At 63.6% G+C, this 15,428-nt stretch carries 15 protein-coding genes; 3 read left to right on the top strand and 12 right to left on the bottom strand.

What is annotated here, in order from left to right; all coding sequences use genetic code 11:
- Nucleotides 1-76: 76 nt before the first annotated feature.
- The gene (locus ACS13N_RS14050) at nt 77-781 is read left to right on the top strand and encodes a Bax inhibitor-1/YccA family protein (RefSeq protein ID WP_048934279.1); all 705 of its coding nucleotides are present in this window, start codon (nt 77-79) and stop codon (nt 779-781) included.
- A 90-nt stretch (nt 782-871) separates the two neighbouring features.
- Here the strand turns inward: ACS13N_RS14050 and rlmD are convergent, their stop codons facing one another.
- Entirely contained in the window at nt 872-2,224 is a 1,353-nt protein-coding gene (rlmD, locus tag ACS13N_RS14045; protein WP_438932857.1) for a 23S rRNA (uracil(1939)-C(5))-methyltransferase RlmD, read from the bottom strand.
- A gap of 151 nt (nt 2,225-2,375) precedes the next feature.
- On the opposite strand from rlmD, the gene ACS13N_RS14040 reads away from it, so the two are divergent.
- Nucleotides 2,376-3,242 (top strand): endonuclease/exonuclease/phosphatase family protein, encoded by an 867-nt coding sequence (locus tag ACS13N_RS14040; protein WP_438932200.1) that lies wholly within the window; start codon nt 2,376-2,378, stop codon nt 3,240-3,242.
- 27 nt (nt 3,243-3,269) lie between these two features.
- Here the strand turns inward: ACS13N_RS14040 and rpoS are convergent, their stop codons facing one another.
- The 4 genes from rpoS to surE are packed head-to-tail and all read right to left on the bottom strand — an operon-like array spanning nt 3,270 to nt 6,968.
- Nucleotides 3,270-4,403: an RNA polymerase sigma factor RpoS gene (gene rpoS / locus ACS13N_RS14035; RefSeq protein WP_438932199.1), complete on the bottom strand. Its 1,134-nt coding sequence runs from the start codon at nt 4,401-4,403 to the stop codon at nt 3,270-3,272.
- A gap of 8 nt (nt 4,404-4,411) precedes the next feature.
- Nucleotides 4,412-5,239, bottom strand: a complete 828-nt coding sequence (locus ACS13N_RS14030; RefSeq protein ID WP_438932198.1) for a peptidoglycan DD-metalloendopeptidase family protein — start codon at nt 5,237-5,239, stop codon at nt 4,412-4,414.
- 1 nt (nt 5,240) lies between these two features.
- The gene (locus tag ACS13N_RS14025) at nt 5,241-6,197 is read right to left on the bottom strand and encodes a protein-L-isoaspartate(D-aspartate) O-methyltransferase (protein WP_438932197.1); all 957 of its coding nucleotides are present in this window, start codon (nt 6,195-6,197) and stop codon (nt 5,241-5,243) included.
- A gap of 15 nt (nt 6,198-6,212) precedes the next feature.
- Nucleotides 6,213-6,968: a 5'/3'-nucleotidase SurE gene (gene surE, locus ACS13N_RS14020; protein ID WP_438932196.1), complete on the bottom strand. Its 756-nt coding sequence runs from the start codon at nt 6,966-6,968 to the stop codon at nt 6,213-6,215.
- A gap of 223 nt (nt 6,969-7,191) precedes the next feature.
- On the opposite strand from surE, the gene ACS13N_RS14015 reads away from it, so the two are divergent.
- A complete protein-coding gene (locus ACS13N_RS14015; protein ID WP_438932195.1) occupies nt 7,192-8,166 on the top strand; it encodes an NADPH:quinone oxidoreductase family protein in 975 nt (324 codons plus the stop codon).
- A 76-nt stretch (nt 8,167-8,242) separates the two neighbouring features.
- Here the strand turns inward: ACS13N_RS14015 and ACS13N_RS14010 are convergent, their stop codons facing one another.
- The 7 genes from ACS13N_RS14010 to ACS13N_RS13980 form a co-directional block, all read right to left on the bottom strand.
- The gene (locus tag ACS13N_RS14010) at nt 8,243-9,349 is read right to left on the bottom strand and encodes an alkene reductase (RefSeq protein ID WP_438932194.1); all 1,107 of its coding nucleotides are present in this window, start codon (nt 9,347-9,349) and stop codon (nt 8,243-8,245) included.
- 96 nt (nt 9,350-9,445) lie between these two features.
- The gene (locus ACS13N_RS14005; RefSeq protein ID WP_438932193.1) at nt 9,446-10,075 is read right to left on the bottom strand and encodes a TetR/AcrR family transcriptional regulator; all 630 of its coding nucleotides are present in this window, start codon (nt 10,073-10,075) and stop codon (nt 9,446-9,448) included.
- 91 nt (nt 10,076-10,166) lie between these two features.
- The gene (locus tag ACS13N_RS14000; protein ID WP_021194177.1) at nt 10,167-10,958 is read right to left on the bottom strand and encodes an ABC transporter permease; all 792 of its coding nucleotides are present in this window, start codon (nt 10,956-10,958) and stop codon (nt 10,167-10,169) included.
- A gap of 23 nt (nt 10,959-10,981) precedes the next feature.
- Nucleotides 10,982-11,794 carry an ABC transporter ATP-binding protein gene (locus ACS13N_RS13995; RefSeq protein WP_438932192.1) on the bottom strand — a complete coding sequence of 271 codons (813 nt, stop codon included), beginning with the start codon at nt 11,792-11,794 and terminating at the stop codon, nt 10,982-10,984.
- 196 nt (nt 11,795-11,990) lie between these two features.
- A complete protein-coding gene (locus ACS13N_RS13990; RefSeq protein WP_438932191.1) occupies nt 11,991-13,040 on the bottom strand; it encodes an ABC transporter substrate-binding protein in 1,050 nt (349 codons plus the stop codon).
- Between the two features lie 98 nt (nt 13,041-13,138).
- Nucleotides 13,139-14,347 (bottom strand): CaiB/BaiF CoA transferase family protein, encoded by a 1,209-nt coding sequence (locus ACS13N_RS13985; protein ID WP_438932190.1) that lies wholly within the window; start codon nt 14,345-14,347, stop codon nt 13,139-13,141.
- A gap of 22 nt (nt 14,348-14,369) precedes the next feature.
- Nucleotides 14,370-15,284, bottom strand: coding sequence for a LysR family transcriptional regulator (locus ACS13N_RS13980; protein ID WP_438932189.1), 915 nt, complete (start codon nt 15,282-15,284; stop codon nt 14,370-14,372).
- Nucleotides 15,285-15,428: the final 144 nt, after the last annotated feature.

Here is a 15,428-nt window from a genome sequence, read left to right as displayed (position 1 = left end):
TGCAAAACCGCACTTCGGATGCCACATTCGCAACGTCGCTGTATTGTCTGCAATGTCATTCACCCAAGGAGTTCGCATGGACAACCAACTCAACACGTACGGTTTTGGCGCTTCCGGCACCGCCGGCGCGTTGGCCGTCCGCAACCGTGTGCTGCGCAATACCTATTGGCTGCTCGCGCTTTCGATGATCCCCACCATCCTCGGTGCGTGGATCGGCGTCACCACTGGCTTCAACTTGATGGGCGGCCGCCCGCTGATGGGCTTCATCATCTTCATGGCGGTGGCCTTTGGCTTTTTCTACGCCATCGAGCGCTTCAAGAACAGCGGCCTGGGTGTGGCATTACTGCTTGGCTTCACGTTCTTCATGGGGTTGATGCTGTCGCGCCTGATCGGCTTCACGCTCGGCAGCTACTCGAACGGCGCGGCGCTGATCATGACGGCCTTCGGCGGCACGGCGATCATTTTCGGCGTGATGGCGACGGTAGCCACGGTCAGCAAGCGTGACTTCTCGGGCTTGGGCAAGTGGCTATTCATGGGCGTGCTGGTGCTGATCGTCGCATCGGTGGCCAATATCTGGCTGCAGATGCCCGCGATGATGCTAACGATCTCGGTACTGGCCATCGCGATCTTCTCGGCCTATATCCTGTTCGACGTGCAACGCATCGTGAACGGCGGCGAGACCAACTACGTGACCGCCACCCTCGCAATCTACTTGGACGTCTACAACATCTTCACGAACCTGCTGGCGATCCTGGGGATCTTCGGCGGCAATCGGAACTAAGCACCCGCAGCGCGCTGGAAACAGCGCAGCAAAAAAAACCGGCGCCTTGTGCGCCGGTTTTTTTTTGCCTGAGAGACACGCGATAGCGGATCAGTCGCGCTCAAACACTGCCATTGACTCCACGTGCGACGTGTGCGGGAACATGTTCACCACGCCCGCCCCGGCCAGCCGGTAGCCGGCTTCGTGCACCAGCAAGCCCGCGTCGCGCGCCAACGTCGCCGGGTTGCACGACACGTAGACGATACGCTTTGGCAGAAGCGCCAGCGCGTCACCACCGCGTTGCGCCAACTCTGCCAACGCCTTGGAAACCGCCAGCGCCCCTTCACGCGGCGGATCGACCAACCAGCGGTCAAACTTGCCCAGCGCGGCAATATCATCTGCAGTCACTTCGAACAGGTTGCGGCAAGCGAACGTCGTCTTCGCATCGAGCCCGTTGTGCTGAGCGTTGGCGAGCGCACGCGTGGTCAGCGCTTCGCTACCCTCGATGCCCATGACCTCGCGGGCGCGCGTGGCCATTGGCAGCGTGAAATTGCCGATCCCGCAGAACAGGTCGAGCAAGCGATCGCCCGGCTGCGCATCCAGCAACTTCAGCGCCCGCGACATCAGCACACGATTGATCTGGTGATTGACCTGCGTGAAATCCGTCGGCTTGAACGGCATCGTGATGCCGAACTCGGGCAGCGTGTACGTCAGCGCTCGGTCGAGCGGATAGAACGGATACACCGTATCCGGCCCCTTGGGCTGCAGCCAGAATTGAACGTTGTGTTGATCGGCAAACGCGCGCAGTTCTGCCTCATCAGCGGAGGTGAGCGGCTCGAGGTTGCGCAGCACCAGCACCGTCACATCCTGACCGACAGCCAGTTCGATCTGCGGCATGCGCTGGAAAATGGAGAGACGCCCCACCAGCCCACGCAACGGTACCAGCAGCGCCGACACATGCGGCGGCAGCACTTCGCATGAGGTCATGTCGACCACATAACTGCTCTTGCGCTCGTGAAAGCCCACCAGCACGCCACCCTTGGCTGCCACGTGACGTACCGTCAAACGAGCGCGATAGCGATAGCCCCAATCCGGCCCGGCAATCGGCCGGAACACGACGTCCGGGCGCAGCTTGGCCAGGTGCCACAGGTCATCCTCCAGCACACGCTGTTTGATGGCGACCTGCGCGCGCGAATCCAGATGCTGCATCGAGCAGCCACCGCACACGCCAAAGAACTTGCACTGCGGCGTCACACGCGAGGCGGACTGGCGCAGAATGCTCACCACGCTCGCCTGCTCGTACGACGGTTTGGCGCGATGGCTACGGTACGTCACCAGTTCGCCCGGCAACGCGCCTTCTACGAAGACAACCTTGCCAGGCGTGCCATCCTCATTGGCCAGACGGCCAATGCCGCGCGCCTCGCCATCGAGCGAGACAATCTCCAATGGGCCGGCTACCGGCATCTCGGGCTTCCTGCGCCCACGCGGAGCCTTGGCCGGCGCGGCAGTTGCGGAATCAGAAGACGACGGCATGGCGGTGGGTGCAGCTTGAGACACGGGCGAGCCTGAACAAATTGGGGACAAGGGCGGCATTGTAAGACACCGGAGGACCAGCATGGGCACCGTTATCCTGACGTGGAACATCCAGTGGGGCCGCGGCGCGGACGGGCGCGTCGACCTCACGCGCCAACTCACCGAAGCGCGCGCAATGGCTGACTTCGACGTGCTCTGCCTGCAGGAAGTCACCTCCGGCTTCGGCAACCTGCCCGGCCACCCGAGCGCCGACCAGTGGGGTGAACTCGCTGATGCGCTCGGCCCGGAATACACCGTGATCGGCGGCTTTGCGCTTGAGCGCCACGACGGCGCGCACGTGCAGCGCTTCGGCAATGCAATCGCCACGCGCCTGCCGGTGCTCTACGTCATGCGCCACGCACTACCCAGCCCGCCGGATGCCACACCGGCGATGCCGCGCATGGCCATCGAGGCGCTCGTGCAGACCACATTCGGACCACTGCGCATCCTCACAACACATCTGGAATACTACTCAGAGACCCAGCGACTGGCACAGATCGACGCGCTACGGGCAATACACGCGGAAGGCTGTAGTCGTGCGGCGCACCCGTCCGTACTTGGCGCGGAGCCAGATGCTGGCCCGTTCCGGCCTCTTGCGCAAACGACTGCCACGATCATTTGCGGCGATCTCAACTGCAAGCCTGACTCCACGCCCAAGCGCCTGGCTACGGTTCCATTTTCACGGGAACCCGCACTGCACGATGCGTGGGAGATCGCACACGGCGCGACGCCGCAGCCGCCAACCTTCGGCGTACACGATCGCACTGACTGGACCGAGCCGGCTTACGCGTGTGACTACGTGCTGATCAGCGAACCGTTGAAGGCGCGCGTGCTGCGCGTAGAAGTGAATAGCACCACGCAGGCATCGGACCATCAACCGATGCTACTGGAGCTACGTGGCGACGATTAAGAATCGAAGCAACTGGACGGAGGCGCCTTACAGCACCGCGTCCTTGCGCACGCCCTGCGAGGCGAAATGGCGCTTGAGCTTGACCAGCGCCTCCTGCTGGATCTGGCGCACGCGCTCGCGCGTCAGGCCCATCTCGGCGGCCAACTCTTCCAGCGTGGCAGGTTCGATGTGATTGAGGCCAAAACGGCGCTCGACCACGTAGCGATGCTTGTCGGACAAGCGCGCCAGCCACGACTTCATCAGTTGCGACAGCTCGCGATGCGCAACCTCCTGATCCGGAGAGGCACCATGCTCGTCCGATAGGAAATCGAGGAGGCTGGTGCCCGGATCGAGATCGAACGGCGTATCGAGCGAGGTCGTATGCTCGTTGAGCGAGAGCACGTCCTGCACTTCATCGGTGGTCTTGCCGAGCAGGTGCGCGATGTCTTCCAGGCTCGCATCACGCCCATCCACCCCGCTCTTTTCCAGATGGCGCTTGGCGCGCAGCACCTGATTGAGCTCGCGAATCACGTGGACCGGCAGGCGAACCGTACGCGCCTGGTTCATGATGGCGCGTTCGATACTTTGGCGGATCCACCACGTGGCGTAGGTCGAAAAACGGAAGCCACGCTCCGGATCGAACTTCTCGATCGCGTGCATCAGACCGAGATTGCCCTCTTCGATCAGATCGAGCAGTGGCACGCCGCGGTTCAGATAACCCTTTGCGATGCTGACAACGAGACGCAGGTTGCGCTCGATCATCACCTGCCGCGCGGCAAACTCACCCGCCTTGGCTAGCGTCGAGAAATGCAGCTCCTCGGCCGGCGTCAGCAGCGGCTTGATGCTGATGCGATTGAGGTAGTGCTGGACGGTGTCGGCAGCCAATTCGGCCTGCAGCACCTTGCGGAAGTCTTCCTCGGGTGCGGCCTCTTCCGCCTCCTCGGCGTCTTCTTCGTCTTCGTCAGGCTCGTCGGCACCGTCGGAAGCGTCGTTGACGTCAGCCGCCTCGGCGACTGGCAGGTCATCGATCAGCGTATCGACAACCTCGATCTCTTCCGCCTGAGGTTGCGCCGCGCCGCGCGCACGCCGCCCCGCGCGCCCGTTTTGGGTGCTCTTGCCATCTGCAGCATCGATGTCGCCATCGACGGGGGTGGCGGGAGTGGCGGCTTTTTGACGCGGCATGCATTCCTCTATTGAGGCGGCAGGAAGCGCATCGGATCGACGGGCTTACCGTTGCGGCGCACTTCAAAGTGAAGCTTCACGCGATCCGCATCGGTACTGCCCATTTCGGCGATCTTTTGCCCTTTCTTGACCGTGGATTGCTCGGTGACCAGAACCTTGTCGTTGTTGCCGTAGGCGGTCAGGAACGTGTCGTTGTGCTTGATGATGACAAGATTCCCGTACCCACGCAAGGGTCCGACGTGGATCACTTTTCCGTCGTCGGCAGCGACCACGGCGTCACCGCGTTTACCACCGATGTCGATACCCTTGTTGGCCTTGTCATCGAAGCGATTGAGTAGCGCACCGCGTGCCGGCCAGGCCAGCGCGATTGCGCTATCACTTGCCCCGGCAGAGGCGCCCGACGACGCCGTGACCGAAGCCGCTGCCGATGTGGAATCAACGGGTTGCGTGCTCGTGTTGCCCGGGCGGACCGGCGTGACAACCGCACCGCTGCTGCTGACATCTGCGTTGGGCGGCACCACGCGTATCAGTTGATCAACTTCGATCTGATTCGCGTTGGGGATGTTGTTCCACGCCACGAGATCACGCGGCGCCTGGCCATTGCGCAAGGCGATGCTGTACAGCGTATCGCCACGCTTGACCCGATAGTAGCCAGGAGGCGGCGGCTCTTGCGAGGCGGCGGAAGAGGTACCGGCACGCGAGGTGCGGTCGAGAACGGGCGCCTGGTTGCCGGAGGATGCGCAAGCCGCCAGCAATGCGGCCGACACCATCGCCACGGCAAGCCGGCCTGCGCGTGCGGGGCTTGGAGGGTTCATGGAACTCCGGGAAATGAACATGCTAAACAGTTCCTGATTTTAAAGGGACAAAGAAAACGCCTTCAAGCGCGGTACTGTGAAACTGGAAGCGGCTGCGGCGCTCGATCAGCACAAGCTGTTGCGCCGGGCCCGAGCCACTGCTATTGCGATCCGTCGCCACCGGAGCGATCAGGCGACCGCCAACGGCAAGCTGGTCGAGCAGCGCCTGCGGCACCTCCATCCCGGCTGCTGCCAGGATAATGGCGTCGAACGGCGCCGCCTTCGGCAGCCCCAGCATGCCGTCGCCGTAATGCAGACGGATGTTTGGCACGCGGAGTGGCCGCAAGTTCGCTTTGGCTTTCTCGTGCAGCGGACGGATGCGTTCGATCGAATACACCTCGCCGGCCACCTGAGAGAGCACGGCGGCCTGGTAGCCGCAGCCAGTTCCAATTTCGAGCACGCGCGCGAGCGGCAAGTTTTGGGCACGCGCGGGGCGCTCACGCAGCAACAACTCGATCATCCGACCGACCACCGAAGGCTTCGATATCGTTTGCTGATGACCGATTGGCAGCGCGGAATCTTCATAGGCCTGCGAGGCCAGGCCAGCGTCAACGAACAGATGGCGCGGCACTGTACCGATTGCAGCCAGCACACGTTTGTCGCTCACGCCCGCCGCTTGTACGCGGCCGACCAATGCCTGACGTGCACGGTCCGAGGCCATGCCGCCCGCAGCCGCATGCGCGGCAGCCGTACGTGCCTGCACGGCGCTCGCTGCGACAGCACCAACCGCCGCATCCACGCCGGCCACACGCTGCGGCGCAGGTGTTTGTGCCGACGCAGGCTGCACGCGCTCGACCGACGCCACGCGTGCAGGCGTTGGTTTCGACACGGCACTCACACCGGACGAGATGCGCGTTTCGCGCTGACGCTCCACAGGCTTGCGCTCGACCACCGCGTCAAGCGTCAGGGGAAAGCGCCGGTCGCGCGAACGCTCAGACATGGGCCACCGTGGCGATCATGGCGTTTGCCAGCGGCGCACGGTGCGCAGTTGCGCCGTGTCGGTCAGATCGAGCTGCAGCGGTGTCAGCGAGACAAAGCCGTGCGCGACCGCATGGAAATCGGTGCCTTCGCTGGCGTCCTTGGCATCGCCGGCGGCGCCGACCCAGAAGATCGGCTCGCCGCGCGGGTTAGCCTGGCGGATCACCGGCTGCGACTGGTGCCGCTTGCCCAGGCGCGTGGCACGCCAGCCGGCCAGTTCGCTGTACGGCAGATTCGGAATGTTCACATTGAGGAGCATCTGCCCCTCGAGCGGATCAGAGAGGTAACGTTCCACCACCTCGCGAACGACGCGCTCAGCAGCATCGAGATGCGTCCAGCCCTTGTCGACCTGCGAAAACGCAATCGACGGAATGCCGAACAGATGACCCTCGATGGCAGCAGCGACGGTGCCGGAATACAGCACGTCTTCGCCCATGTTCTGCCCCTGGTTGATACCAGAGACGACCAAGTCGGGCTTCTCTTCGATCATGCCGGTCAGGGCGATATGGACGCAATCCGTCGGGGTACCGTTGACGAAGCGGAAACCCTTCTGGGCACCATCCGTTGCTTCAAACACCGACAGCGGACGCTGCAGCGTGAGTGAGTTGGATGCACCGCTGTGGTTCTGCTCGGGCGCCACCACCGTCACGCGCCCCAATGGGCTGAGTGCGCGGTGCAAGGCGGCGAGGCCCGGCGCGAGGTATCCGTCGTCGTTGGCGATAAGAATGTGCATGGCGCGGATTGTAACCGAGCAACGTTAACGAATCGTGCTCACCAGCGCGTTGTACACGCTTACAAAAATCGCTCGACAAACTGCCCATCCCATCACCCGCAAAATCGCTCGCGATCGAATCGAACGACCGTGCTTTTATTCGGTTACACTGCCGGACGAGATCGCGCACGAAGCATGCGAGACAAGCGAACCATCCAACGCAAGACCGATCAGGAGACACAAGATGAAAGCCGTCGTCTGCAAGACCTGGGGCCCGCCCGAATCGCTGGTGATTGAAACGCTGCCGGACCTGTCGCCGGGCGCCGGTGAAGTGGTCATCGACGTGAAGGCCGCGGGGGTGAATTTTCCCGACGTGCTGATCATCCAGAACAAGTATCAGTTCAAGCCGGAACTGCCCTTCACGCCGGGCTCGGAAGTGGCAGGCGTGGTCAATGCGGTGGGCGAAGGCGTGTCGCACGTGAAAGTGGGCGACCATGTGATCGCCTTCCTCGGCCAGGGCGCGTTTGCCTCTCAGGTGAAGGCGTCGGCCAAGGTGGTGATGCCGATGCCGCCAGGCATGGCGTTTGATACCGCTGCGGCGTTCACCCTCACCTACGGTACGTCGCATCATGCAGTGGTCGATCGCGGTCAACTCAAGGCCGGCGAGACGATGCTGGTGCTGGGCGCGGCAGGCGGTGTCGGGCTGGCGGCCATCGAAATCGGCAAGGCCCTCGGTGCGCGCGTGATTGCTGCGGCGTCGAGCGATGAAAAGCTCGCCGTCTGCAAGGACCACGGTGCCGATGCGCTGATCAACTATTCGACCGAAGACCTGCGCGAGCGCATCAAGGAATTGACCGACGGCAAGGGCCCGGACGTGATCTATGACCCGGTCGGTGGCATCTATGCCGAGCCGGCATTCCGCTCTATCGCCTGGCGTGGCCGCTATCTGGTGGTGGGCTTTGCCAACGGCGAGATCCCGAAAATGCCGCTGAACCTGGCGCTGCTCAAGGGCGCGTCGTTGGTAGGCGTGTTCTGGGGCGAATTTGCCCGCCGCGAGCCGAAGGCGAATCTGGCCAACATGATGCAGATGCTCGGCTGGATGCAGGAAGGCAAGATCCGCCCGCACATTTCGGCGCGCTATCCGCTGGAACAGACTACGCAGGCGCTGCTCGACATGGCCGCACGTAAAGTGACGGGCAAGGTGGTGATCCAGCCCTGAGCACGTTAGCGCTCAACGAAAAAGCCGCGTGGGCAGCAACCCAGCGCGGCTTTTTCATTGGAGCGAAGGATACCGGTCAGGCAGCCTCTTCCAGCGTCGGATAGTCGGTGTAGCCCTTTTCCTGACCGCCATAGTAGGTCGTGCGGTCCGGCTTGTTGAGCACCGCGCCGGCGCGGAAGCGCGCCACCAGATCCGGGTTGGCGATAAACGGACGACCAAAGGCCACCGCATCGGCCAGACCCGAAGCCACCATCTGCTCGCCCTCTTCCGCGCTGTATTGGCCGCAGACAATCAGCGTGCCCATGAAGGCATCGCGCAGTTGGCGACGGAACTCGCCTGACAACTCCGGGCCGCCCGCCCAGTCCGGCTCAGCGATGTGCAGATAGGCGATGCCGCGCTTGGTCAGCTCACGCGCGAGGTAGAGCGCGCTGGTTTCTGCTTCAGCATCGGCGATGTCGTGCGCAACAAAGTGCGGCGACAGGCGAATGCCGACGCGATCGGCGCCGATCTCAGCGATGGCAGTATCGACCACTTCCAGAATCAGCCGTGCGCGGTTTTCCAGCGAGCCGCCGTACTGGTCGGTGCGTTGATTGCTGTTGGTGGAAAGGAACTGGTGCAGCAGGTAACCGTTGGCAGCGTGGATTTCAACGAAATCAAAGCCAGCACGGCGTGCACGCAGGAAGGCCTGACGGTACTGCGCGATGACGCCCGGGATTTCTTCCGTGGCCAGTGCGCGCGGCTCGCTGGTGGGCTCGTTGCCCGGCGTGCCGTCAGGGTGCACGACAAAGCTCTGCGCACCCTTGGCGACGATGGCTGATGGCGCGACAGGCGCCTGACCGTTTTCTTGCAGCAGCGTGTTCGAGATGCGGCCCACGTGCCAGAGCTGCTGCGAGATGCGGCCGCCCTTGGCATGCACGGCATCCACCACGGCCTTCCAGCCAGCCTCCTGTTCGTCGGTGTACATGCCCGGCGTCCAGGCGTAGCCCTGGCCCTGGCGGGAAATTTGCGTGGCTTCCGTCACGATCAGGCCGGCCGTGGCGCGTTGCGCGTAGTAGGTCACGTTCAACTCGGTCGGCACGTCACCGGGCTGGCCCGCACGCGAGCGTGTGAGTGGCGCCATGACGACGCGATTGGCGAGGGTCGTGCGACCGACCTGAACAGGCGACAGCAGTTGTTGGGGCATACCAGCTCCAGAAGTGAGACTATTCGACCGGTCATCTAGAACCGGGGTCAAAGAAAAGCGAGGAACGTGCCTCGCCGGCATTGCATTCGATTGTGGTCAATGTTTCGGCTTGACCAGCAGCGCTTCGGTTTGGTCCATACAGCTCCGGAATGGTGCGATGGACCGATGCGCCTTGGCCAGCAGCGCCCCGCCCATCCACATCGCGTACAGCCCTTCCGCCACGTTGCGCGCGTCTTCCACCGGTGCCAGCGAGCCATCGGCCACGCCCGCCTCCACCGCCACGGAAATACGCTCCACCATCCGCGTCATCCCAATCGACAACACCTTGCGCATCGGCTCAGACAGGTCGGACACCTCACCCGAGAGCTTGACCGCCAAGCACGTAACTTCGCATGCGCTGCGCTCATGCAGATCGATCCAGGCGGCGAAGTAGCGCAGCAGCCGTTCGCGCGCGGTCATGCGCGTGTCGTTGAACAGGCTGACGACACCCGCGTCGTAATCCTGGAAATACCGCTCCAGCATCGCGACCCCAAAGTCTTCCTTGGAGCCGAAGTAGTAATAGAACGAGCCCTTGGGCACCTGCGCACGGCCGAGGATCTCCGCCAGCCCGACGGCTGAAAAGCCGCGCCCGAGGATCAGCTCGGCACCGGCGTCCAGAATGCGGTCGCGGGTGTCGTGCCGGGCTTCGGCGCCTTCAGCGGTGACGGGTTCAGGGTGCTTGCTCATGGTGGGTCGGATTATAGTAGACCGACCGTCTAGTTGCATGACCCTGCCGAATAGCCCCACACCATGCAGGGTCGATGTGCCGATTCGGCGTTCAGAGCTTTTCGGTCTCGCCGGTCTTGGGCTGCCAGCGCATCAGGCGCTTTTCCACCAGACCGACCAACCAGTCAAGCACCAGCGCAAACACCGTCAGCACGACGATGCCGGCAAACACGGTGTTGATATCGAATGTGCCCTCGGCTTGCAGGATCAGGTAGCCAACGCCGCGCGCAGAACCCAGGTACTCACCCACCACCGCCCCGACGAACGCCAGGCCCACCGACGTATGTAGTGACGAAAATACCCAACTCGTTGCACTGGGCAAGTAGACGAAGCGCAGCAACTGCCGCTGCGATGCCCCCAGCATGCGCGCATTGGACAGCACCACGGGGCTCACTTCCTTCACGCCCTGGTAGACGTTGAAGAACACGATGAAGAACACCAGCGTCACCGCCAGCGCGACCTTCGACCAGATCCCCAGCCCGAACCACACGCCGAAGATGGGGGCCAGGATCACGCGCGGCATTGAGTTTGCCGCCTTGATGTACGGATCAAGCACCGCAGACACGGCGGGACTCAGCGCAAGCCACAGCCCGGCGCCCAGGCCTGTGGCCGTGCCGATGACGAAGGCCAGCACGGTTTCGGCCAGCGTCACGCCAAGGTGTTGGTAGATATCGCCTTCGGTCACAAACCACGCCCAGATACGCTGGGCGACGATCAGTGGTTCACCAAAGAAGAACGCGACGTCTTGCGAGCGCGTGGCGAAATGCCAGACGCCGAGCGTGACGACCAGGAGGCCAAGCTGCCAGGCACGCAGCGTGAACGGAGAAAGTGGACGATTAGCCATGAGAGAGATCGATCGAATTCAGTTCAGGCGACGCGGCGATGTTGCGCGTAGCCCTTCAGCACTTCTTCACGCAGCACATCCCAGATGCGGGCGTGCAGGTTGACGAAGCCAGCTTGGTCACGAATCTCAGCCACATCGCGCGGGCGCGGCAGGTCGATCGCGAATTCGCCGATCGGGTGCGTGCCCGGCCCCGCCGACAGCACGACCACGCGGTCGCTCATGGCAATGGCCTCGTCCAGGTCATGCGTGATGAACAGCACGGCCTTGCGCTTGGCGGCCCAGAGGTCGAGCACCTCGTTTTCCATCAGTTGGCGCGTCTGGATGTCGAGCGCGGAGAACGGCTCGTCCATGAGGATGATGTCGGGGTCGAGCACCAGCGTTTGCGCCAGGCTCACGCGTTTGCGCATGCCGCCGGAGAGTTGATGCGGGTAGCGATCCTCAAACCCGGCCAAGCCCACACGCGCCAGCCACGACATCGCCAGTTCGCGCGCTTCCTTCTCGGGCGTACCACGAAACTCCAGTCCGGCCAGCACGTTGTCCAGCGCACTGCGCCACGGCATCAGCGCCTCCGCCTGGAACATGTAGCCGGCGCGTCGGTTGATACCGACAAGCGGCTCGCCAAACACACGCACCTGCCCTGTGGACGGCTGCAACAGCCCCGCCGCCAGGTTCAGCAACGTGGATTTGCCGCAACCGGTCGGGCCCACCACCGAGACAAACTCGCCGGCGTGGATATCCAGCGTGGTGTTCTGCACGGCGGTGTAGCGCTGGCCCGGTTTGTCGGGCGAGATAAAGGTGCAGGTGATCTGATCGAACGAAAGCGCGGGATGGGACATGGTGTCTGCCTGATGGCTACCAAGAATGCAATGCGCCCGGCTGAACCGGGCGCAGGATGGAAGTCCGCTGGACTCAAAACCAGTTCATGATCCGTAGCGAGCGGCCCGAGGTTGCCCCGAGAAGCGCAACCGTACGTGAGTACGGAGAGCATCGCAGGGGCAAGATCGGGACGCGCAGTAGGATCATGAGCTGGTTCTAGTGGTACTTGGCGTTGGCCTTTTGCACGAAGGTGTTGGTGAAGGTCTGGTCGAGCTTGATCTGCTTGCCCTTCACTTCGGCATCGAATTCCGACAGCGTACGCAGCGCCGTAGTCGGGCCGTCGGCAGGCATTGCGCCGTCCGGCGAGATCGCCTCGCGCACCTTGTCCCACGCGGCCAGATACAGCGCGCGATCCCCCAGCAGGTAGGCTTCTGGCACGGTCTTGACGATGTCCGACGGGCCCGCCTTCTGCAGCCACTTGAGCGCACGCACCATGGCGTTGGTCAGCGCCTGCGTCGTGTTCGGGTTCTTCTGAATGAACGCGGTGGAGGCATACAGGCAACCAGCCGGCATGTTGCCGCCGAAGACCGCCTTGGTATCCGCCAGCGTGCGGGTGTCGGAGACGACGCGCACTTCGTTCTTCTGCGTGAGCATCGACATGACTGGGTCCAGATTGGCCAGCGCGTCGATCTGCCCTGCACGCACGGCTGCAATGGCACCGTTGCTCGGGCCCACACCAATGATCGACACCTCGTTCGGCTTGATGCCGGCACGCGCCAGCACGTAGTTGACCATGATGTTGGTCGACGAGCCCGGAGCCGTCACGCCAATCTTCTTGCCCTTCAGGTCGGCGATCGACTTGTAGTTGGGCATCGTTTTGTTGTTGACGGCCAGCACGATCTGCGGGGCACGGCCTTGCAGCACGAACTCCTGATACATCTGGCCCTTGGCCTGCAGCACCAGCGTGTGTTCGTAGGCGCCACTCACCACGTCAGCACTGCCGCCCACCACAGCCTGCAGGGCCTTCGCACCGCCGGCAAAGTCGACGATCTCGACGTCCAGGCCTTCGTCCTTGAAGTAGCCCAGGCGCTCGGCAATCGTCAGCGGCAGGTAGTAGAACAACGCCTTGCCGCCCACGGCGATGGTGACCTTGTTCTTCTCTGGCTTGCCCTGTGCCAGCACGGCGGGGCTGGCTGCGAGCAGGCTCGTCGCGCACAGCGCTGCGCCCATCCATTTTGCCCAGCGGCTGATGCCTCGTGTCCCCATGCTTGTCTCCTGAATGCGTTGTTCTGCAGCGTTCGCTGCCTTGGCGGCGATATTACCGCAACGATTCTCTACACAACATGCGGGATCGTCCTAGCTCTTTAGCCCGCCACCTCGGCAATCACACCTTGCGCGGCAAGCGTGTCGATCTGTGCGTCGGTCAGGCCATAGCTGCGCAGCACGTCGCGTGTGTGCTGACCCAAACGCGGTGCGCTGGCCTGTACCGCACCAGGCGTACCGGAGAGCTTGGGCACCACGCCGGGCATCTCGACATCGATGCCCGATTGCGCACGCACGGTCTCGATCACGCCACGCGCGCGGTAGTGCGGGTCGGCGGCAATGTCGGCGATGGTGTAGATCGGCCCGCTGGGCACGTCGGCCTCTTGCAGCGCAGCCAGAACCTCCGCAATGGGAAGCGCTCCCGTCCATGCATTGATGGCGGCGTCGATCTCGTCGACGCGGGCGGCGCGGCCATCGTTGCGCGCAAGGCCTGGATCATCGGCCAGGTCCGGCCGGCCCATGCGCTGCATCAGGCGGCGGAAGATGTTGTCACCGTTGGCGGCGATCAGCACATATTCGCCGCCCGCGCAGCGGTACGCATTGGATGGTGCAATGCCTGGCAGGGCCCCGCCCGCCGGCTGGCGAATCGTGCCAAACACCGAGTACTCCGGCAGCAGACTCTCCGTCAGGTTAAAGACCGACTCATACAACGCCACGTCGATCACCTGCCCCTTGCCGCCGCGCGCGTCGCGTTCATACAGCGCGAGCAGCACGCCCAGCGCGCCGTGCAACCCGGCAATCGTGTCGCCCAGCGACAGCCCAGCGCGCGCAGGCGGGCGCCCCGGCTCACCGGTCAGGTAGCGCAGGCCGGCCATGGCTTCGGCAATGGCCGCGAAGCCCGGTTCATCGCGCTTGGGGCCAGTCTGCCCGTAGCCCGACACGCGCAGCATGATCAGCTTCGGGTTGATGGCGGACAGCGCTTCGTACGACAGCCCCCACTTCTCCATCGTGCCGGGACGGAAGTTCTCGATCAGCACGTCGGCCTCGGTGGCCAGCTTGCGCACCACCTCCTGGCCCTCGGGCACACGCAAATCCACGCAGACAGACTGTTTGTTGCGCGACTGCGCCTCCCACCAGACCGAGGTGCCCTCATGCAGCATGCGCCATTTGCGCAGCGGATCGCCCTGGCCCGGCGGCTCGATCTTGATGACTTGCGCGCCGAAATCGGCGAGCGTCTTGGCGGCAAACGGCCCGGCAATCAATTGCCCGAGCTCAAGCACGCGGATGTTCTGCAAAACCTGTGTCGACATGGTCGTACCGAGAACGTTGAATTCAGAGCGCGGCGGGATTGCCGAGCAGATGCGTCATCAGCAGACGCGCGGAACTGGTCAGCGCATCTGGGTCGCGCACGCCGACCAGCAGGCGGCGATGCGCCCATTCATCTTGCAGAGGCACCAGTGCAAGGCCCGCACCCGGCAGGCTCGACACATGCCCTTGTGCAGCAATGCGCGGTAGCACGCCCACGCCCAGGCCCGAGGCCACCATGCGGCAGACGGCTTCAAAGCTGCGCACCTGGATGCGCAGGCGCAGCGGCTTGCCCAGGCGCTGGCTTTCTTCCAGCAGTTGCGCGGCCAGCGACGTGCCTGGCGGCAGACTGACGAAATCGAACTCCACCGCATCAGCAAAACTCACCTGCTTGCGACCGGCCAGCGGATGGCTGCGCGGCGTGACGAGGGCAAGATCGTCCTCGCGGTAGTCGAACGATTGCAGTCCATCACACGGCGTGCCAGCGGCGAAGATGCCCAGGTCTGCGCGATTCTCACGCAGCGCGGCAACGATATCGCCACTGTCCTGCTCTTCCAGCGCGATGCGGATGGCCGGATTGGCCAGCATGAACGCGGCCAGGTCGTCGGCCAGGAACTGCGTGATTGACGAGGTGTTGGCCCACACACGCACCTGCCCACGCGTGCCAGCCGCAAAATCCGACAGCGCGCCGGCCATGCGTTCAACGTCCTGCAGAATGCCCACGGCGTGGCGGAAGCAGGCCTGGCCGGCCTCGGTCAGTTCCACGCCGGCGGCATGGCGGTACAGCAGCGGCGCCCCCACGGCGGCTTCCAGATCGGAAATCCGCTTGCTTGCAGCGGCCACCGCCAGGTGTGATTGCCGCGCCCCTGCGGAAATGCTGCCCAGCCGGGCCACCGCCACAAACAGGCCGAGGGTGACGAGATCGAAGCGGGCAAGGTTCATCGTTGGAGCCATCTGGCGGAGTTGGAGAAATGCGACAGGTCTGTGCAACCAGGCCGGTTTTCACCGTCTGGTCATGACGCGGCGTTTACTATCGCCGGGTTTTTGCCTATTCCGAGCGCACAAGCTCGGAATTCTAGCGGCTGC

This window comes from Ralstonia sp. 24A2, assembly GCF_051783885.1.
In the GTDB taxonomy this organism is placed as follows: Bacteria; Pseudomonadota; Gammaproteobacteria; order Burkholderiales; family Burkholderiaceae; genus Ralstonia.
The sequence above is the reverse complement of the archived record's forward strand: the minus strand, read 5'-3'. Positions and strand labels throughout refer to the sequence as shown.